The sequence below is a fragment of the Sphingomonas jinjuensis genome, from assembly GCF_014197105.1.
Lineage (GTDB): Bacteria > Pseudomonadota > Alphaproteobacteria > Sphingomonadales > Sphingomonadaceae > Sphingomonas > Sphingomonas jinjuensis.
Genome location: NZ_JACIEV010000019.1, coordinates 1 through 19503, shown reverse-complemented (window position 1 = coordinate 19503; position 19503 = coordinate 1). Strand labels below are relative to the sequence as shown.

Sequence of the window (19503 nt, the reverse complement as noted above, 5' to 3'; positions counted from 1 at the left end):
GCTAACCTCTTCCATGGACGCCTCCTGCAGTGGTGCTTCAACACCTCCACTCTGGCACATCGATGCCGTCAGGGGGCGTCCACCCCAACGCTTTTAGGTGCGGCCCCGGCAGCGCGGGACGGCCGATCGTGGGGGGAAGCGGAGGTTCATGTCAGTGGAAGCTAGGCGGGCTGTCCTCATACTTGCGACGCTCGGCGACCCAACAATTCGCCGCAAGATTGGAGCGCATGCAGTCGTCAAACATCTCGAACGTTACCTCATCACGGCCGACGTCTCGCTCCTCGGTCGCCTGCTCGGCTATCGTCCAGAGGGCTTGATGAAAGGACCAGTTTGCAAGCCCCGTCCACTCATGTTCCTCAGTCCACTCATTCGCAGGATCGCAAGCCGCTTGGACGCCATTGTAGAGATCCACGAGGCCTGGCTCTGCGCGGAACGGCGGCCAACCAACAGTGGGGACGACCCGAACGACGGACGGCCATCGAGCCTTAGCTTCGTCAAAGAGCCTTCTTCTTTCTACCGCCATCGGACAATCTGAGATCTGTTGGCTTAGGTGCGCAAGTGGGCAGATAGCGGAACGTCCGCTTACGGGAATGAGACACACCTATCCTACCGGCCGAATGCGGGCCGCCAGTGGCTTCGCGGGTCTGCGGCAGAAGGGAGAGGCACATTCGTCCCTCCAATGGGCGACAGCACGTGCGGAGGTTTAGTTGCGATGCATTGCGATCATTGGACATTCGGCGCGCCTTCGCCGAATCAGACAGCATGCCTCGCCGTTCGGTTCTTGCGATGACAGTCCTGGCGCTTGCGGGTGCTCTTGCCTGTCAGCGCCAGGAACCCTCACCTGAGGAGGTGCGGATCCACGGCGTCACGATCCGGCTCAAGCCAGGAGATGCCCAGTCCTACGTCGGCGAGGGAACACGCTACGCGCGGGTGCCGTTGACGGCGGAGACCGACCTTGCCCTGGACGAGCGTTTCGACTGGAACGTTCCGGCCGACTTCATGTCATCCATTCCTGTCGCCTTCGGGCAGGGCGAGCGGCGGCGTCTGGGACGCTTCGAACTGGCCTGCGCCGTAGGGTCGCTGATGCTCTACAGGTGCGGAATACATTCATTATTTCGATCGATGCCTTTCGTGCTGCTGTTCAAGACTCCACCTCAATCGGAGGCTGAAGTAGCTGCGCAGGTCGCTGCTGCCGATGCGTTTTTGCGCCGGAGGGTGGCGCCTGACGGTCCATCAGCCCCCAGACTTCAACTCAAGCGCTGAGGGGATCGCAGCTTGACGACCGGCGAGCGGCAAGGGCGGCTCACTTCCCGCATTCATGACTGGGACTTCATGGCACCGAAGCCAAAACGATCCGGTAGCCGCGGTTGACCAACGACGGCAGGGCAGCCACATCGTCCCGATGCGCGGTCCCACGCCAGTCCCCCTCATGGTCGCGGCGCTCATCTGCACCAGCAGCTGCGACGATCGACAGCCGGTCGATCGCCGAGTTCGGACGAGCGGAGTGACCATTCGGCTTAGACCCGATGACCCTGCGACCTATTCGGAAGGGAGTCCCCGCTATGCTCGCGTGAGGCTCACGCCCAAAGCCGATCTACTCCTGGACGAGCGGTTCGATTGGATCGTTCCTCCCGACTTCATGTCGGTGCTCCCTGTGAGTCGAGGCCAGGGCACGCGGCGGCGCATGGGCAGGTTCGAGGTAGCCTGCATGGCTGATCCGCCATCCTTCTACGCATGCGGCACCCGATTGACTTACCGCAGCATGCCGTTTGTCCTGCTGTTTCTTACTCCTCCTGCATCCGAAGGAGACGTGACCGAGCAGGTTGCCGTGGCGACTGACTTTTTGTCACGACGAGTAGAGCCTTTGAAAGCTACGCAAACGACTGCATTCACTTCGCCGAAGTAGCGAGACCGATCAAAGCAACTTCGCCTGACATGTGCCAGCATTGGCCATTCATGCTCCGCCAGATATAGCCGCGGCAAAGCCGGTTTATCGGGAGATTTAGGATGGCGTTGATCAATGGAACCGATAACCCGGACGTGCTTGTCGGAACCAGTGAGGCCGACGTCATCAACGGCCTTGCGGGTAACGACACGATCCAGGGCGGCGACGGAGACGACACGATCGACGGGGGCGCTGGCGCGGACTCGATGAGTGGCGGTGCCGGAAACGACGTCTTCTACGTCGACGACTCGCCGCGATCGGCGAATGGGCAGCTCGCGGGCGATCGCGTCGATGGAGGGGATGGCTATGACATCGTCATCTCCTCCGTCGATGTCTCCGGCGGCCAGCTACAAAACGTAGAGGAGGTGCGGGCCGCGGAAGGGACCAAGCCGATCAACCTGTATGGCTATGCTGGGCTGCGGGTCGTAGGCAACGATGGCAACAACATCATCTATGTATCGGGTGTCTCCGATTCCGGGCCCGTGACGCTGATGGGCGGCCGCGGTGACGACCAATATGTCGTCCAGAGCCCCGCCACGATTATCATCGAGCAAGCCGGGCAAGGAAATGACACGGCGATTGTGTCCAACGCCTATAGCTTTGGTAACGCAGTCACGGCAGAGTTCAGCAGCTACGTTCTTTCGGACGGCGTCGAGGTCGAGACGCTGACGACCGCGAACAACTCGCTTACGAACAGCAGGATGGCCCTTACAGGCAATTCCTTTAGTCAGGTCATCATCGGCGACTATGGTGACAACCGCCTCGCCGGCGGCGGCGTGACCTCCGGCGGGGGCGACGTGCTGATCGGGCTGCGCGGGAATGACACCTATGTCGTCGATTCCACCAAGCTGTTCATCTACGAGAACGCCAACGAAGGCAGCGATGTCGCGATCGTGACGGCGGCTGCGTCGAACTTCGTGCTGAACGAGAAGACCTCGGTCGAGACGCTTCAGGTCGCGAGCGGCACCGACGCGATCAACATCACCGGCAACCCCGATGCGCAGGTCATCATCGGCAACGAAGGCGCGAACATCCTCTCCGGCGCCGGCGGCGGCGACACGCTGATCGGGCTCGGCGGCAACGACACCTATCAGGTGCGCTCGATGGGCGACCAGGTGATCGAGGCCAACGGCGGGGGCGTCGATACGGTGTTTGCGACCGTCAGCTATTCGCTCGGCGCCAATGAGGTCGAGGTGCTCTCGACCGTCGTCAACGCCGCGACCGATGCGATCAACCTGATTGGCAATTATGCGACGCAGCTCGTCATCGGCAACTACGGCAACAACATCCTCAACGGTGGCTCGGGCGGGCAGGACACGCTGATCGGCCTGTTCGGAGACGACACCTATGCCGTCGGCGACGCGCGCGTCTCGATCGTCGAGAACGCTGGTCAGGGCAACGACACCGTCGTGACCAGCGTCAGCTACCAGCTGCGCACCGGCGTCAGTGTCGAAACGCTCGCCGCGCAGAACCGCGCGGGGACGGAGGCGCTGGTGCTGACGGGCAACGAGACGTCTCAAGTCGTTGCCGGCAACGATGGCGCCAACACGCTCGACGGGCGTGGCGGCGCGGATACGCTGGTCGGCGGCGGCGGCGCCGACGTCTTCGCCTTCACCACAACGCCGGCGAGCGGCAACGTCGACACGATCTTCGACTTTCAGGCAGGCATAGACCGCATGGGTCTCGCCACCGACGTTTTCGCGGCCGTTACCGACGGCGGCATTCAGGCGAGCGAGATCGTCTTCGGCACTGCGGCGCAGGATAGCGACGACCGGCTGATCTACGACCAGACCACCGGCCGGCTGTTCTACGACGCCGATGCCAACGGCTCGGGCGCCGCGGTGCTCCTGGCCCAACTCGCCGCCGGAACGGCCCTGTCTGCAGCGAGCTTCGTCACGTTGTCGCCAGTCGTGGATCTGGCCGCATGATGACTTTCGCCTGGCAGATCGTGTCGGCACGAGCAAAGCGCGGCGGCACCCTCCTCCGCGCCGTGCTGATGGGCGCCTCCCTTGTCATCTCTACTGCGGTCCCGCCGGTGGCCGAGGCGCAAACTGCTCCTCCCCCCGACCATGTGATCAGCGACTATTTCCCGGGGCCGTGGACCATTCTTTTCGATCGTAACTCGTCGAAGATCGACCCGGGATTGTCCGACTACCTCGATCGGATCCTCGAGGCCGACCTCGTCCTGGGGCATGTGAAGCTCTTGATCAAAGGGCATGCCAGTTCCGTAGAGAAGGCCGGCGTGGCCGCGCGGAGAGCCGCCGCGGTGCGAGATTACCTTGTCCGTCGCGGACTGCGGAGAGCCCAGATGAAGGTCGTCGACGCCGGGACCAGCGAACCCCGGCGACCGGGCGGAACGGCAGCGGAGAACCAGCGCGTCGTCGTCACCACGCTTGCGGAATAGGACGGTCGGTGAACCGTGGCGTCGAGACTTGGAAGACGGCCCGCACGGTCCGGCACTCGTGAGGCTAGCGGCGGGTGTCTTCGCCATCGTGGCATGGACGATCGCTCCGGCAAGAACCAAGCCGTGATCCTGCGAGTGCTCAAGGCGCTGGGACCGGAGCTGATGCGTCTCCAGCCAGCCTCGCCTTCAACCGTCTGGGTCATCGCGGCGAGTGCGCTTGCCGCGTCGAGCTGCTCGGAGCCAGCCGCAAAGCTGTCCCCCTGCTGGAATGCAGATTCGTTTCGGCAGGGCCAAGTGATAGCTGGGCGGGTGCGGCTTCTCGCCAGCAACGTCGTTCCGACGATGATGGCTCCCCTGTCGTGCGGACAAAAGATCGTCGTCGTCGATATCCCGCCCGGGAGCTTACCACTGACCTCCGAAAGCCAGCAGATGGCGCCCTGGATGGCAGATTACACAGCTGATATTCGAGGCGTGGTCGACGGCACTGAGCAGGGGCGGCCGAGGATACGCATCGATGAGGTATCGAATGTGAAACCCGATCCGTGACATTTCGCCGCTCGCCGAATGTCACGACATTGTTGGTCCGCTCGCCACCACTGCTGAAGGGAAGCAACTATCGAGCCTAATGGTTCTGCAGTTGGGGCGATAGCCGACTGTCTGCTTTCGGGGTGCGCCTCGAGGTGGCCAGATGACGCATCCTGGTGGGGAGCAGACATTGCACCGCAGGTCGTTGCCGTTCCATAAGGCGATATGGAAGCGACACCCTGCTGCACTCGGATGGGGGACGATCTAAACCGCGTCTGCCTGGTTCATAGCAACCGCGAGGACTGCCCTGACAGCTTTATTGCCGAGATGAATGGCGGATATGGTCTGATGATCCACGACGGCGGCAGCAGCGCGGTCGAGATTGCGTTCTGCCCTTGGTGCGGCGCAGCCCTTGCCACAATGGATCGATAGCGGCTGCGGATTAGCTGCTTCTAACGCGTGCGTAGGACGTCCGCTTCCGCGGCACGCCCAGGCCTGGCCGGACGGGCGATGCTGGTGGGAAATTGCCGGTTCACTGCTTGGCGGCGTCCATCAAGTCATGCGATGAGATCGCTATGGGCACCTTACATCATTCGGCCGCTTCAATTGGCTTCTACGGTGACGATCTCGATCCGGCGGAAATTACGGCAGCGTTGGGCGCCGAACCCACTGTCGGCGTTGCCAAGGGCGGCGAGTGGAAAACAACGTCAGGAGCAGCAAAAGAAGCGGCGAGTGGATCGTGGCGTATCGAGGCGGAGCGCTGTGAACGGGGTGATCTGGATGGTCAAATCAACGGCCTGCTCGACGGTTTGTCGAATGACCTTGTGGCGTGGCGGTCTTTTTCCCAGCGCCATCGGGGGCGGGCATTCTGTGGGTTGTTTCTCAACAGCGGGAACGAAAGCCTGACGTTGCAGCCCGAGACGCTGCTGCGCTTGGGGGAGCGGGGTCTGCTCATAGATCTTGATATCTATGGCTCGGATCAAGCTGAGTGATGACTGCAACTGGGGCGATAGCGGACCGGCCGCTTTCAGGCGTCGCCGCGGCATAGCTGGACGGCCGATCGTGGTGGAAACCGGATGTGTGGCTATTGCGCTAGGCTGGCTTGCGCCTCCGCTACAATCCCCTGCTCGATATCTTCAGTGTTGGTGTCGGTGTACGCCTCCATGCGCCAGCGCCCATCGAGATAGTGCCGGCCTTCACGGCTCTCGAGGAACGTCACAATCGTAGCGAGTTCCTGCTCTGTAAATTCCCAGTTTAGGTGGCTTTCGTAAGCTTGCTGATAAGCCGCGCGGTGTTTTTCGTATGCCCTTTTCAGCGCCGCCATCCGCAGCTCAAAGCCACCGCGGAGATTCTCTTCTATCTGATCTCCCGGTTTGATCTGCCACATGACACCTCCCGGCACGGCGTATCGCTCAAGGAAGCTTCCGCTATCGAGCTGATCCTGCCGACCAATGGCCCGGAGAAATCTCCTGATAAGGGCAAGCTTGCTCGCGCTTGCTGGCGCCTCGATCTTCGCCGAAGGATAGGGCTGGTTTGGCGTCATTCGCGCGCTCGGCTTATCGGCGAGAAAGCTGCCGATTAGCGCCGATAAGGGTGCTGTCAGTTTAACGCGAACCGCTCTCCACACGATGCAGGTCGGTCTTTGAAGGTCGCAGCCTAGCTGGCGAGCGCCTGCCACTCCGCCATCGCGGCGGAGCGTCGTTCCCGGTAGGTTTGGCGATTAATGAGGTGGCGTTCGAGGCTGAAGTGGTTGTGGACGTTGGCGTGGACCGAGGCGAACTTCTGTAGCGTCTTCATCTGCCTGAAACGCAGCATCGCTCGCTCTCGTCGTCGGAACGGCAGGTGGCTGTTCTCCACCCTGTTGTTAGCCCAGCGACCGACCTCTTGCTTCTCGGCGTTGCCTAGATCGTTCATCGCCGCACGGTAGCTGCGCAAACCATCGGTGATGATCGCCTCGGGCGAACCGTGCCGCTTCAACGCCTTCTTCATGAAGGCGAGCGCTGCATTCTTGTCGCGAGTCCGAGTGATGTAGCTCTCGAGGATTTCGCCCTCGTGATCCACCGCTCGCCACAGGTAGACCATCTCACCGTTCAGCTTCACGTACATTTCGTCCAGGTGCCAGCGCCAGTGGCGAAAGCCTCGCATGCGGCTCACACGCTGGCGGCGGATATCACCGGCGAACAGAGGGCCGAACCTGTTCCACCACAGCCGCACCGTCTCATGGCAGATATCAACGCCGCGTTCGAACAGCAGATCCTCCACGTTCCGCAGTGACAGCGGAAAGCGCACGTACATCAGCACCACCAACCGGATCACCTCTGGCGAGGAGTTGAAACGGCGAAACGGGCTAGGCGGCAGCGCCCTCGATTTCCGGCTCATTCACCGGCAGTATCATTCCCCGCCCCCACTGCCACGTTGGTTTGACGGAGCCGTGGCGCGCCATATCGAAGCGCTCGAACAGGCGATCGGCGGGGCATTGTTCCTGCGCTCGCAACGGGGGCTGTCGCCGACCGATCGAGCGCTCGCGCTGCGGCCTTTCAGCGACGCATTGGTCGGCACCGCCAACGCGCTGTTGCGGGCGGCCTCGTCGGCCGACGGCGACGCTGCCGGCACGGTGCGCGTCACCGCGGCCGAAGTGTTCGCGGTCGAGCATCTGCCGCCCCTGCTGGCGAACCTGCGTCGCGACCATCCGGCACTGGCGATCGAACTGGCGGCGACCGATGCGGTGAGCGATCTGTTGCTGCGCGAAGCCGACATCGCACTGCGGATGACCGAGCCCGTGCAGCAGGCGCTGATCGCGCGGCGGCTGGGCAAGGTCACGCTGGGGCTGTTCGCGCGCCGTGACTATCTGGAGCGACGCGGCACGCCGATGGCGATCGGCGACCTCAAAACCCATGATCTGATCGGCACCGACACCAACTCCGCCATCGGCAGGGCCATCCTGCCGATGCTGCCCGGCCTGCACCCGGACGATTTCGCCATGCGGGTAGACAGCACGGTGGCGCAGGTCGCCATACTGCGCGCAGGCTTCGGGATCGGCATCTGCCAGACCATCATCGCCGCACGCGACCCCGCGCTCGTCCGCGTCCTGCCCGACGCCTTCGCGCTCGACCTGCCGCTCTGGATCGTGATGCACGAGGATCTCCGCTCCAGCACCAGGTGTCGCGTCGTGTTCGACGCCCTCGCCGCCGGCCTCACCACTCTCGTCGCGCGAAGCTGACACGAGTCAGGCCGGGGCGTCGACCAGCAATCGCCCGAGCAGCGCCTGCATTTCCGCCTGCAGCGCCGGCGCGGTATAGGACATCGTCTGGGTCATGCCGACGCACAGCAGGTCGTAGGCAGGATCGATCCAGAACCAGGTGCCGGCGGCCCCATCCCATTGATACGTACCGCGACCCACAGCTACACCGGCCAGCGCGGGATCGGTGAAGACGCTGCCGTTCAGGGCGAAACCGCGGCCCGGCCCGATCCGCTGATGCCCCATGACGAAGCCGCGCTCGATCAGTGCCTGCGACAGATGGTTTTTCAGCATCAGATCGACTGCCGCGTCCGATAACACCCGCTTGCCATCCAGGCTGCCGCGCCCGAGCAGCATCGCCGCGAAACGGACGTAATCGCTTGCTGTCGACACCAGCCCGGCGCCACCCCAGGCGAGCGGCGGTTCACGGCTCGCATCGGCAAACATCGGGTTGTCCAGTTCGGTCAGCGGCTGACCGGGCGATTTGAGGTAGAGCGTCGCCAATCGCGCACGATCCGCAGGCGGCGTAAAGAAGCGCGTTTCGGTCATGCCGAGCGGGTCGAACAGCCGCTGCTTCATCACGGCGGCGAGCGTCTGTCCGGTCAGACGCTCGATGATCGCGCCCTCCACGTCCATGCCCAGGCTGTACCGCCACGACGTGCCAGGATGGTACGCGAGCGGCAACGGCGCCAGTCGCGTCACCATGTCAGCGAGGTCGCGCGCATCCCAGACGCCGGCAGCCTGATAGACGGCGTCGACCGGATCGTTCGGGTCCGACAGCCGCGTCCCATAGCTGAGGCCTGCGGTGTGGGTGAACAGATCGCGCAGCGTCGGCGGGCGCTGTGGCGCCTCCAGCACCATCCGCCCCTCGCCGTCTTTTCCGGCGCAGACCTCGACGCCCGCAAATTCGGGCAGGTGCAGCGCGATGGGATCGTCCAAGGTCCACCGCCCCTCGTCCCACAGGGACATCATCGCCGCGGCGGTGATCGGCTTCGTCATCGAAAAGATGCGGAACAGGTCGTCGATCCTGGCGGGGGCGTCGCTCGCAACATCGCGGCGGCCGAGCGCGGCCTGGTGGCAGACCCGACCCTGTCGCGCGACGATCATCACGGCGCCCGCGATCGTGCCGGCATCGATATGCGCCTGCAGTGCCGCGTCGAGCGTCGCGAGCCCGGCCCCGGACAACCCCACCTCGTCGGGCGATGCGATCGGCAGCGGCGTGAGGGGCATCAGACCAGCCCCGAACGGGCGATGGCGCCCAGATGGTGGGCGCTTGGCTTGGGCGTCCGCGCGAACGTCTCATAATCGACATGGACGAGGCCGAACCGCTCGCGATACCCGCGCGTCCATTCGAAATTGTCGAGTAGCGACCAGCAGATATAGCCCCCCACCGGAATGCCGTCCGCCAGGCAGCGCCGCACCTCGGCAAGCGCGCCGTCGATGAACGCGATGCGCCGCGTGTCGTCGTCGGTCGCGATCCCGCTTTCGGTGACGATGATCGGGCGCCCGACGCGGGCGTGCGCCAGCCGGATCGTGTTGCCCAGCGCCTGCGGATAAAATTCGTAACCAGCGGTCGTCATCTCCGCCTCAGGCGCGGGGGGCAGCGGCCCCTTGGGGCCGACGCGAACTCGCGTGTACGTCTGCACGCCCACGAAATCCGCACCCCGTGCCGCCTCCAGCCATGGCCCGTACAGCAGGTCCGTCACCACCGCGGCCAGATTGCCGTCGCCGACCCCCTGAACGTCCTGCATCGTCAGCGACAGGCCGACCGGGAAGCTGCCGGGCCCGGCCTTCAGCGCCGCCATCGCCTTCGCCTGCGCATCGATCATCACCGGCTCGCAGGCGGCCAGCGGCGCGAACAGCAGCGAGGAAAAGCGATCCGTGCCGCACGCCTTCGCGCAGGCGGCCAGCATCGCCTGCGCCTCGTCCCCCACCGGCTGGCCACCGCGCAGCAGCGTCACAAGGCGCTGGATGTTCGCTTCGTTGAAGGGCAGCGCATAGGCGATCAGATCGCCGAGCGCCGCTGCCGCGCGCGCGACGTAGCGGACGAACAGATCGGCGCCGTCCGCGACCTCGAACCCACCGCGCGCCGCAAACCAGCGCGGGACGGTGAAATGGTTGAAGGTGACGATCGGCGCCAGTCCGCGGGCGTGCAGCGCCTCGAGTGCGCGGCGGTAATGATCGAGCGCCGCGTGCGAGAAATGGCCTTGCTCGGGTTCGATCCTGGCCCATTCGATGCCAATACGGTGGCAGTTGAAGCCCAGGCCCGCCGCTATATCGAAGTCGAGTTCATGTCGGTCCCAGCTATCGCAGGCGTCGCCCGATCGCTCGACATAGACGCTGGGCGAGACGTTCTCGCAGAGCCAGGCGTCGGCGTTGACGTTGTTCCCCTCGGTCTGGTGCGCCGAGATCGCAGATCCCCACAGGAAGTTGGCAGGCACGGGGCGACGGGACGGATCGGCCAAGATGGGTTCCTTCAGGGCTTGTCGGCGAGCGCGGGATAGAATCGGCGCATCGAATCCGAGAGTGCGGCCAGCGCGCCGCGAACGTTTTCGGCGTTGTTCATGAACGTCGACTCGAGCGCGAGACCACGAAGCGCGGCGACCCAGAGTTCGTGGAGCGCATCGGCGTCCGGTAGAGGCTCCAGCCCGGCGGCCCTGATCCGCTCGCGACTCCAGCGATGCGCCTGATCGTCGATGCGGCTCTGCAACGCCCGTAACGGTTCGGCGAGGCTGGGATCGGAACGCGAGGCGAGCATGATCTCCATGACCGCAATGCCCGCCGGCCGGCTCATGACCGCCCACATCGTCTCCGGCAGCGCCCGCAGCCAGGCGATGGGGTCCATCTTGGCGATGGTGCGGCCATACAGCACGCCGTCTTCCTCGAAGACGGCGGCAACGACCGCCAGCATCAGGTCGGTCTTGGCCGGGAAATGATGCGTCATGGCGCCGCGGCTGACGCCTGCCTCGTCGGCGACCGTGCTGATCGTGGTGGCGCTGTATCCCGCCCTATGCAGGCAGGCGATCGCCGCCTCGATGACCTTGGCGCGGGTATCGGCGCTGCGCTCTGCCTGCGGGCGGCGGCGACGAATGGCGGGCTTGGGCGTGTCTTGCGTCATGCGACGCATTCTAGTGACGCGCCCAGGCGGCACCAGCATCCCCTGCGTCATGCCAGATGCTCCCGCCAGAACGCCGCCATGTCCGACCATGCCGCGATGCCTTCGGGCGTTTCGGCCAATAACGGCTGGAACACGTGCGGCATGCCTTCGAACACCTCCAGCCGCGACGACCGCCCGGCAGCGCGGAGCGCGCGGTGGAACCGGACGCTGTCGCTGAGCAGCAGCTCGCGCGTCCCGACCTGAAGCAACGTCGGCGGAAAATCGGTGAAGTCGCCGTGGATCGGCGATGCGAGCGGCGACCCCCATTCCGATGTTGGTGCATAGCCGCGTAGCCCGGGATCCAGTCGGTCGCGGTCGAGATAGTCCACTGCCGCCAGCGTCCGGTTGGTGTCGCCGCCACCCGCCAGATCGACGACCGGCGAGAGCAAGGCCAGCGCACCCGGCAAGGGATTGCCGCGGTCGCGCAGCAGCAGCGTCGCAGCGGCGGCGATACAGCCCCCCGCACTGTCGCCGAACAAGCCGGGGATCGCGCCTTCGCGTGCCACGATGGCGTTCCAGCTGCCCGTCACCTGGTCGAGGATGCGGCGATGATCGGCCCGCGGCGCCAGCGTATAGTCGATCGAGTGAACGACGCGGCCGCTATGCGCCGCCGCCAGCGCGGCGGTCAGCCGGGACGATCGCGCCGATCCGCTGACGAAGCCGCCGCCGTGAATATAGACCAGCGCCGCCGCGCCGCGAGCGACAGTCTTCGGCGTCACGGTCAGGATCCGGACTCCCCCCGCATCCCACTCCGCAACCGCGGGGTCGAGCCACGCAAAGGGCGTCGCGATCATCGCCTCGGCCCAGCGTTCGGCATCGGCTGCAGCGATGTCGAACGCGGCCTGGGTGGTCGGTATCGGTCGCGGCGGCAAAGCGGCGAGCGCGTTCGCGACCATCCGCAGGATCGCAGCCGCCTCCGGCGACACCGATGGCGCGATGAACTGGTGTGGATCGTCGCTCATGCCGTTATCGACGGCGGCCCGAAGACCGCCGCCGCCCCCTTTGGCTTGCTGTTCAGAATTTGGCATCGAGGCTGAGGCCGATGACGCGGCGCGAGTCCGTCCCGCTGATCTGCGCATAGGATCGCGGGTCGAGCTGCAACGCCGCCGTCGGGGTCGCGAAACGCACCGTGGGGCGATAGACGTCGAACAGGTTGCGCCCGAACACCGCGATGCCGAAGCGCTGGTCGGCGAAACGCAGGCCCAGCCGCCCGCCGAAGAGCGCCGCCGGTGCGTTCTGCGCGATGGGATTGAACGCGGCGTCCCAGTTGATGCGCGACGTGTAGACCATGTCAGCCTGGAGATACGCCTGCGTCCGCGACGACAGGTCGGCGGCATATTCGCCGCTGGCGGTGACCTTCCATTCCGGCGTACCGACCAGGCGATTGCCACCTGCATCATCGACCCGGCCGATCGTCGCGCCGTTGACCACTTGCGGGATGCAACCCTGCGCTGCGGTCTGCTGCTGTGCGCAGGCAACCAGATAGCCATCGCCGTAGCGGGCATCGTTGTAGACCGCACCAAGATTGAGCGACAACCCGCGCGTCGGCCGTCCGAACAGGTTGAACGACACGCCCTTGGTCGTCAGCGACGGCGCGTTACCGAAGACGAACGCCGCCGCGACGGGGTCGAAGAACTGCGCCTGAAAGTCGTCGACCTTGGTGTAGAAGCCCGCAAGGCTCGCGGTCATCCGCCCGCCGAAGGCCGATGCCTTTATGCCGACCTCGCCGGACTTGGGAATCTCGGGGCGGACCAGGACGGGGATCGTCGGACCCGCTGCCTGGTCGTTCACCGACGGCCCTTTATAGCCGCGCGTGTAGGTGCCGTAGATCATCACATCCCGGCTGACGTCGAATTGGACGCCGCCGCGGTACGAGAAATAATCGTCGCTCACCCGCCCGCGCACCGGCGCCAGGCTGCCCACCGGCGCCACCGCCCCGGGGGCGAGCGCCGCATCGGTGCGCGCGCTGACGGTTTCGTTGCCGTAACGCGCGCCCAGGATCAGCCTCACTGCAGGGGCGAGGCGAAGCGTCGCCTGCCCGAACGCCGCGACGCTGGTCGTCTGGGCGTGGGTCATCAGGCGCTGGCCCAACGTGAAGGGAATGCCGGCGTCGGTCGCGACGGGGCCCAGCTGCTGGACCGATCCGTCGAACTCGCTGTCAAAATAGTATAGCCCGCCGACATATTCTAGCGTGCCGCCCGATCGCGAGGTCAACCGCACCTCTTGGCTGAAGTTGTGGGTGTCCGACGGGCCGGTCTGATTGAGGCGATAGATCGGCACGCTGTCGACGTCATAGGCCGGTACCTCACCCTCGACCGCGCGATAGGCGCTGATCAAGGTGAGCGTGTGGTCACCGATCCGCATGTCGACCTGGTTCGAGAAGCCATAGCTTTCGGTCCATCCCCGGTTGCCGCCATCGACACAACCCTGCTGGTTTTCTGCACCGACGACGATGCCGCATGCCGCAAGCCGCTGCGACAGGCGGCTGCCGGGGGTTGCGACGAAGACCGACCAGGGCGCGCCACCCCCTTTATCATAGTCGCTGTAATCGCCGATCAGGTTGATCGTGATGTCCGACGTCGGCTCCCACAGGAAGCGGGCGCGCGTCGCATAATTGCGCTGGCGCTGCCAGCTGCCATCGAAGCGGTTGAACTGCGTCTCGGGCGCCTGGGCGTAGGATCCGGCAACCCGCAGCGCGGCGTTGTCGGCGATTGGCAGGTTGACGACGCCGCGCCCGACATAGGTGTTGCGAGAGCCGACGTCGGCGTGTGCGATTACCTCGGTCCGCGAAGGATCGGGCGCATTGGTGACAATGTTGAGCACACCCGCTGACGAATTGCGGCCGAACAACGTGCCCTGCGGCCCTTCGAGCACCTCGACGCGCGCCACATCGAACAGCAGTGGCGGATTGGTCGAGGTGCCGGCGAGCGCGACGTTGTCGACCACGACGCCAACGCTGCCCTCCGACGAACGGGAGAAGGAGATGCTGCCGATGCCACGGATGCTCAGTGCGCCGAACGGTCCCGCCGTGTTGAGCGCTGGCGCGCTGCGCGTCAGTTCGGCCACCTCGTTTACGTTCTGGCGCGTCAGCTGGTCACCCGACACTACCGCGAGACTGATCGGCACGTCCTTCAACAGCTCTTCGCGCTTGTTGGCCGTAACGACGATATCGCCCGCCTCCGCCTGTGCCTCGGCCGGAGCGGCGGCGTTGCCGGGCTGCGCAGCCGTGCGTGCCGGCACAGTCTGCTGCGCCGCAGCCGGCAGCGCGCCGATCGCCGAGGTGCTGCAGACGAATGCTGCGATGACCTTCTTTCTCATCATCGAACCCCCTCCAACCTGGCGGTCGTGTCGCCGCCGGTAATGCCCATCTTACCCATCATAAACAAAACGTCCATCCTTTTTGTTGATTCATGATGAAAGTGCGCTAGGGTTGGACGAGATCGGAGAGGATCATGGAAAGCGCGCTATTCCGCGAAGGTGTTGAAGCCTCGCAGGTTGTGAACGTGCCCATAGACGGTCGCGCGCTGGCGCCGCTGACCCGTCGGGCGACGCTGGGATATTCGGCGGGCGCCCTGCTCGACGGTATCGCGGGACAGGGTGTCAACATCTTCCTGTTCTTCTACGTCACGACCGTTGCCGGTTTATCCGCCGCCCTGGCGGGGATCGCGCTAGCCGTCGGGCTTGCCGTCGACGCCGTCGTCGACCCGCTGATAGGATCGCTGTCCGACAACAGTCGCTCCCGATTCGGACGGCGCTTGCCGTTCATGATGATGGGCCTACCCGCCACCGCCGCCTTCCTCATCGCGATGTTCTCGCTGCCGAGTGGGTGGAGCCAGCTGACGCTGTTCGCCTGGCTAACCTTCCTGTCGATCGGCCTGCGCGTCGGAATGTCGCTGTTCCTGCTGCCCTACAACGCCGTGGGCGCCGAGATCAGCGACGATTACACCGAGCGGTCATCGATCGCGATGTGGCGCTGGGCCTTTGCGATGGTCGGAGCGCTCGTCGCGATCGTGCTCGGATTCGGCGTGTTTCTCGGTGGCGACGGCGGCCTGTCGCGGCGCGGCGGCTACACCCCCCTCGCGATCAGCCTGGCAGCGATCGCAGCGGTCGGCGCGCTGATCGCGATGCGCACGCTCGCCTCTATGCGTGACCGGCAACATGTCGTCGCCGCCAACCAGCCGGGGTCGCTGCACCTGCGCCTGCTGGCCGAGGTGGGAGAAATCTTTCGCAATCAGTCGTTCCGAACGCTATTCATAGGGGCATTACTGCTGTTCACGTCGCTCGCGATCCACAGCTCGCTTGGCCTGCACGCGAACACCTATTTCTGGCGGCTGAGCGCGGCGCAGATCCAGATCGTGACGCTATCGCTGTTCGCCGGTCTGCTGCTGGGCGCCCCGCTCGCGGCGCCGATGCTGGCGCGCATCGAGAAACGAACCGTTTTACTCATCGGGATGGTCGGGCTCGCCTCGTCGACATCGCTGCCCGCGACGCTACGGCTGCTGGGCCTGTTTCCTTTTGAGGGCCAGACGCTCGTCGCCGTCCTGTCTGCCGCCGTCCTGCTCGGTGGGATGTTGATGGCGGCGGCGGGAATCGCTTTCGCCTCGATGATGGCCGACGCCGCCGACGAGCACGAGCATCTGTTCGGCGCGCGCCGCGAAGGACTGTACTTCGCGGGCTGGGCCTTCGCCACCAAGGCAGCGTCGGGTCTCGGCTCGCTCGTCTCGGGCCTCGCGCTGCAGGCGATCGGCTTTCAGAGCGCCGGCGGCGGCGCCGTCCGCCTCACCGCCGGCACGATCCGATGGATCGGCCTTATCAACGGCCCCGGTGCCGGCGTGCTGGCGCTCGCCGCGGCGGCGCTGTGCCTGTTCTACCGGCTCGATGCAAAGCGCCACGCCGCAATCCGTCGAGACCTCGGCGCTCGTCGGCGGGGCGTCTTCGTCGCTTCACCCCGCCCCTTGGACTGATCGCCCGTCAAAGCCCTTCGTCATCGAACTGCAAGGATATCATGACCTCTTCGCCAGCGTTGCCCTCTTGGGCTATCGGTCCGTTCGAGCCGCCCCTCCGTCTACTGGAGAGCCGTCCCGGCGCCACTTTCGCCTGCCCCTTGTCGGGCACGGCGCTTGATTGGGCGGCGAAGGACATTTTCAATCCCGGCGCGGTCGTGCATGATGGCCACATCTGCCTGCTGGTGCGCGGCGAGGATAGCGTCGGGCGCTATGCCGGAACCTCGCGCATCGGCCTCGCCACCAGCCGCGACGGCCTGCACTTCGACCTCGATCCCGAACCCGTGCTCTTTCCGGCGGACGACCGATGGCAGGCGTGGGAATGGCCGGGCGGGCTCGAAGACCCGCGCGTCGTCGCCGCGCCCGACGGCGGCTATGTCTGCACCTACACGGCATTCGACGGCAAGGTCGGCTGCCTGTTCGTGGCGACCTCGCCGGACCTCCGACATTGGACGAAGCACGGCCCGGCGTTTGCGGGATCGCCCTATGTCCGTCGCCCAACCAAATCGGGCGCGATCGTAACGACGCTGGATGGCGGGCGGCTGGTCGCGGCGAAGATCGACGGCGTATACTGGATGTACTGGGGCGAGGGCATGATCTTCGCTGCGACCTCAACCGATCTGGTACGCTGGACGCCGGTTGAGAGCGAAACCGCGCCCGATCGCTACCTCAGCTGGGATCCCTCCCTGAAGGGACCGATGGGCCACTGGACCATCGATCGTATCGAGGGACCCAAGGGCCTGCGCGCGATCGCCGGACCCCGACGGCATCGTTTCGATTCGCTGCTCACCGAACCGGGCCCGCCCGCCGTGCTGACCCAAGACGGCGTCGTCCTGATCTATAATGGCACCAACCATTTCGAAGGCGGCGTCGGCGATACGCCGCCGCTCGCCTATCAGCCTGGCCAGTTTCTGTTCGACGCGCACGATCCCATGGCGGTCGTCGGTCGCCTGGCCGAACCGTTCCTGCGCATCGATCCGGCCGAGGCGCAGGGCCAGGTCGGCAACGTCTGCTTCGCGGAAGGGCTCGTTGCTTTCGAAGGGCGCTGGTGGCTGTTCGTCGGGCTCGCCGACTCGCGCTTAGGCGTATCGCGCGGACCGACGATCACAAGGTCGCCCATTTTCTCATCAGTTTGGAACGATGGAGATCCTGCATGAAGATCTACACTCTTCTCGCGATTGCCCCTCCGCTCGCGATGGCAGCCGGAACCGCAACGGCTCGCGAGACACCGGAATGCCGCATCGCCGTCGTGAGCGCCGTTACCGACGACATGGGTCGCAGCTGGCAAGCGGGTGAGATAGCGCCGGCGACGTTCGTCCGACGAGAAGGAGGCAACACCTTCTATTGTGAAGATCACGGTCAGTGCCTGCCACAACGCTTGCATGGCGTCACGGTAACCCGCCCCATCGATTGCCGCGTGGGTAGCCGCACCAGCCCTGGCTACTTCTGGCTCGATCCAGACCCTAAGGTGATGGGAGCGGCCGGCGCTCGTCAGCTTCTGGCCCGTCGGCGTGCCGAAATGCGCCTCAGCGCGCTCGGCTTCGATAATGCGAGCGCCGGGGGTCTGGCTGAAGACTATGCCCGTAACCCCACCTCATCGAACGGTCGCCTCGTCGCTCGGGCGCTGGCGGGATCGCAGACGGCCATCGCCCAGCTGAAGGCGGCGCAGTGATGGCGCGCGCGTCCAAGCTGTACCCGGCGATCGGCGCGATGCTGGCAGGCGTGGCGTCCGCGGTGCCCGCCAGCGCGCAGCAGGCGCCGCGTAGCACGGTGCCGATCCGCGAGGTGGTGATCGCGGGCGCTGGGTCGGTTCGCTACGCGATCGAGGTCGTCGTCAACGGCGTGCCGATCCTTACCGGGTTCGATACTGGCTCGACCGGACTGCGGCTGCTACCGCGCGCTGCGGCGCGCGCGCAGGTGGTGCAGAGCGACGTCGACGAGACATACAGCTATGGCAGCGGCGTGGAACTCGACGGCAAGCGCGCGCTCGTCGGGCTGTCGATCGGTGCGGCGCGCGGCCGGGTGATCGTCCAGGCGGTGAATAACGTTGGGTGCGTTGCGAAACAGCCCGACTGCCCGGCTTCGCACCTGGCGCCGTCGGCCTACGGGCTGATGGGATCGGGTCAGCCGGGACAGGGGTTCACCGCAATCATCGGCACGCGACTGGAAATCGGGCGCATCGCCAATCCATTCCCGGGTCTGGGCGTTCACCGCTGGATCGTTCACCTGCCGCAACGCGGGCGCGGGACGGGAACGCTTGTGCTGAACCCTGATGCCCGCGACACCGCTGGCTTCATACCGCTGACCGCCAGCGGCCGCGGTACGGTGCGGGGCTGCCTGGCGCTGGCGCTGTCCGGCGCGCGCTCGCTGTGCGGACCGACGCTGCTCGACACCGGTGCTCCCGGTTTGAGCGTGTTGGGGGCTGAGCGCCCGCCCGCGTGGAGACCCGATCGGCGCGCGCGGATCGGCTTTGCACCGACGCAGCCGAGGCCCGCCCCGGCTATCGGCTTCGTCACCGGCGATCGCGATCATGGAGCGACGGCGAACTTCAAGCCACAGGCCGGCAATCAGGTCGTGATACATGCGGGCACGCTGCCGTTCTATGCTTACGACGTGCTGTTCGACGCGGATGCGAACACGATTGCGCTGCGTCCCAACCCGGATGCCGGACCGGCCACGGTACCGCTCGCGCAGTAAAGCGCGAGGATCTTAGCAGGAACGATAACTGGAAGAGAACGAGGCAAATCGTGCACGAGCGATATGACGTGATCGAGTTGGCGGGGGCAGCGCAGGTGTCACGGCAGCTGCCGGCGCCGCGCAGGCTGGCACGCGGGTCGCGCTGATCGAGGGTGTGGGCTTCCTTGGAGGGGCGGTGACGTAGAAATGCGTCCAGACATATTGCGGCCTCTTCACCATCAACAATAAACCGCGGCCGACAGTGTTGGGCGCCGCCGCCGAGATCCTGGGCGCGTGCGCGCGCGGCGGTACCGAGTGCCCGTCAAGTTTCGCGGTACGTTCGTGCTCCTCGATAACGAAGCGGTGAAGATCGCACTCGACGAGGTCTGGGCCGCTGCTGGCGTGGAGGTCTTTCTAAACGCGCCGCTTATCGCGGCGTAGCGTGACGGTGATCGGATCAATGAGCAGCCCCCACGGGGTGGTCCGGGTTGTTAGTTAGTGCATTGTCGTCTCCGCTGCCATTGCCGGTCGTAGGTGGAGCGAAGCGGAACCGGA

At 65.3% G+C, this 19503-nt stretch carries 18 protein-coding genes and 1 pseudogene; 12 read left to right on the top strand and 7 right to left on the bottom strand.

The annotated features are described in order from the left end of the window. The first annotated feature begins 762 nt into the window (after positions 1-762). The 6 genes from GGQ80_RS17855 (at position 763) to GGQ80_RS17835 (ending at position 5866) form a co-directional block, all read left to right on the top strand. On the top strand, positions 763-1263 hold the full coding sequence (locus GGQ80_RS17855) for a hypothetical protein (protein WP_221364498.1): 501 nt from the start codon (positions 763-765) through the stop codon (positions 1261-1263). Between the two features lie 777 nt (positions 1264-2040). Next, positions 2041-3873 (top strand): hypothetical protein, encoded by a 1833-nt coding sequence (locus GGQ80_RS17850; protein WP_221364497.1) that lies wholly within the window; start codon positions 2041-2043, stop codon positions 3871-3873. After that, entirely contained in the window at positions 3870-4349 is a 480-nt protein-coding gene (locus GGQ80_RS17845) for an OmpA family protein (RefSeq protein WP_183987385.1), read from the top strand. The genes GGQ80_RS17850 and GGQ80_RS17845 overlap by 4 nt, the downstream gene beginning before the upstream one ends. 93 nt (positions 4350-4442) lie before the next feature. After that, positions 4443-4895: a hypothetical protein gene (locus tag GGQ80_RS17840; protein WP_183987383.1), complete on the top strand. Its 453-nt coding sequence runs from the start codon at positions 4443-4445 to the stop codon at positions 4893-4895. A 204-nt stretch (positions 4896-5099) separates the two neighbouring features. Continuing rightward, positions 5100-5306 (top strand): DUF6980 family protein, encoded by a 207-nt coding sequence (locus GGQ80_RS18865; protein ID WP_425506083.1) that lies wholly within the window; start codon positions 5100-5102, stop codon positions 5304-5306. Positions 5307-5413: 107 nt separating this feature from the next. Further along, entirely contained in the window at positions 5414-5866 is a 453-nt protein-coding gene (locus GGQ80_RS17835) for a DUF4279 domain-containing protein (RefSeq protein ID WP_221364496.1), read from the top strand. Between the two features lie 92 nt (positions 5867-5958). On the opposite strand, the gene GGQ80_RS17830 is transcribed toward GGQ80_RS17835, so the two are convergent. Both GGQ80_RS17830 and GGQ80_RS17825 read right to left on the bottom strand, forming a co-directional pair. Next, positions 5959-6417 carry a DUF2059 domain-containing protein gene (locus GGQ80_RS17830; protein ID WP_183987381.1) on the bottom strand — a complete coding sequence of 153 codons (459 nt, stop codon included), beginning with the start codon at positions 6415-6417 and terminating at the stop codon, positions 5959-5961. Positions 6418-6530: 113 nt separating this feature from the next. Further along, positions 6531-7253 carry an IS6 family transposase gene (locus GGQ80_RS17825; RefSeq protein ID WP_246347195.1) on the bottom strand — a complete coding sequence of 241 codons (723 nt, stop codon included), beginning with the start codon at positions 7251-7253 and terminating at the stop codon, positions 6531-6533. Positions 7254-7305: 52 nt separating this feature from the next. Here GGQ80_RS17825 and GGQ80_RS17820 point away from each other — a divergent pair, with 52 nt between their 5' ends. Beyond that, complete coding sequence (locus tag GGQ80_RS17820; protein ID WP_183987379.1) at positions 7306-8094, top strand: LysR substrate-binding domain-containing protein; 789 nt, start codon at positions 7306-7308, stop codon at positions 8092-8094. 6 nt (positions 8095-8100) lie between these two features. Here GGQ80_RS17820 and GGQ80_RS17815 read toward each other — a convergent pair whose 3' ends face one another. Genes GGQ80_RS17815 through GGQ80_RS17795 form a run of 5 tightly spaced genes read right to left on the bottom strand, consistent with a single transcriptional unit; the run spans position 8101 to position 14590 of the window. Continuing rightward, the gene (locus tag GGQ80_RS17815; RefSeq protein ID WP_183987377.1) at positions 8101-9342 is read right to left on the bottom strand and encodes a serine hydrolase domain-containing protein; all 1242 of its coding nucleotides are present in this window, start codon (positions 9340-9342) and stop codon (positions 8101-8103) included. Continuing rightward, positions 9342-10577 carry a glycoside hydrolase family 1 protein gene (locus GGQ80_RS17810; protein ID WP_183987375.1) on the bottom strand — a complete coding sequence of 412 codons (1236 nt, stop codon included), beginning with the start codon at positions 10575-10577 and terminating at the stop codon, positions 9342-9344. The genes GGQ80_RS17815 and GGQ80_RS17810 overlap by 1 nt, the downstream gene beginning before the upstream one ends. A gap of 11 nt (positions 10578-10588) precedes the next feature. Beyond that, positions 10589-11281: a TetR/AcrR family transcriptional regulator gene (locus GGQ80_RS17805; protein WP_221364494.1), complete on the bottom strand. Its 693-nt coding sequence runs from the start codon at positions 11279-11281 to the stop codon at positions 10589-10591. Continuing rightward, positions 11278-12231: an alpha/beta hydrolase gene (locus GGQ80_RS17800; RefSeq protein ID WP_183987373.1), complete on the bottom strand. Its 954-nt coding sequence runs from the start codon at positions 12229-12231 to the stop codon at positions 11278-11280. Before GGQ80_RS17800 ends, GGQ80_RS17805 begins: the two co-directional genes overlap by 4 nt. Before the next feature lie 52 nt (positions 12232-12283). Next, positions 12284-14590: a TonB-dependent receptor gene (locus GGQ80_RS17795; protein WP_221364493.1), complete on the bottom strand. Its 2307-nt coding sequence runs from the start codon at positions 14588-14590 to the stop codon at positions 12284-12286. 176 nt (positions 14591-14766) lie between these two features. On the opposite strand from GGQ80_RS17795, the gene GGQ80_RS17790 reads away from it, so the two are divergent. From GGQ80_RS17790 to GGQ80_RS18860, 5 genes and pseudogenes are all read left to right on the top strand, one after another. Further along, positions 14767-16233 (top strand): MFS transporter, encoded by a 1467-nt coding sequence (locus GGQ80_RS17790; RefSeq protein WP_221364492.1) that lies wholly within the window; start codon positions 14767-14769, stop codon positions 16231-16233. 140 nt (positions 16234-16373) lie between these two features. After that, positions 16374-17429 carry a glycoside hydrolase family 130 protein gene (locus GGQ80_RS17785; protein WP_221364491.1) on the top strand — a complete coding sequence of 352 codons (1056 nt, stop codon included), beginning with the start codon at positions 16374-16376 and terminating at the stop codon, positions 17427-17429. Beyond that, the gene (locus GGQ80_RS17780) at positions 17426-17944 is read left to right on the top strand and encodes a hypothetical protein (RefSeq protein ID WP_183987367.1); all 519 of its coding nucleotides are present in this window, start codon (positions 17426-17428) and stop codon (positions 17942-17944) included. The genes GGQ80_RS17785 and GGQ80_RS17780 overlap by 4 nt, the downstream gene beginning before the upstream one ends. Next, positions 17944-18969, top strand: coding sequence for a hypothetical protein (locus GGQ80_RS17775; protein WP_183987365.1), 1026 nt, complete (start codon positions 17944-17946; stop codon positions 18967-18969). Before GGQ80_RS17780 ends, GGQ80_RS17775 begins: the two co-directional genes overlap by 1 nt. Before the next feature lie 88 nt (positions 18970-19057). Then, a pseudogene (locus tag GGQ80_RS18860) lies at positions 19058-19153 on the top strand (hypothetical protein); the annotation flags it as partial. Positions 19154-19503 lie beyond the last annotated feature (350 nt).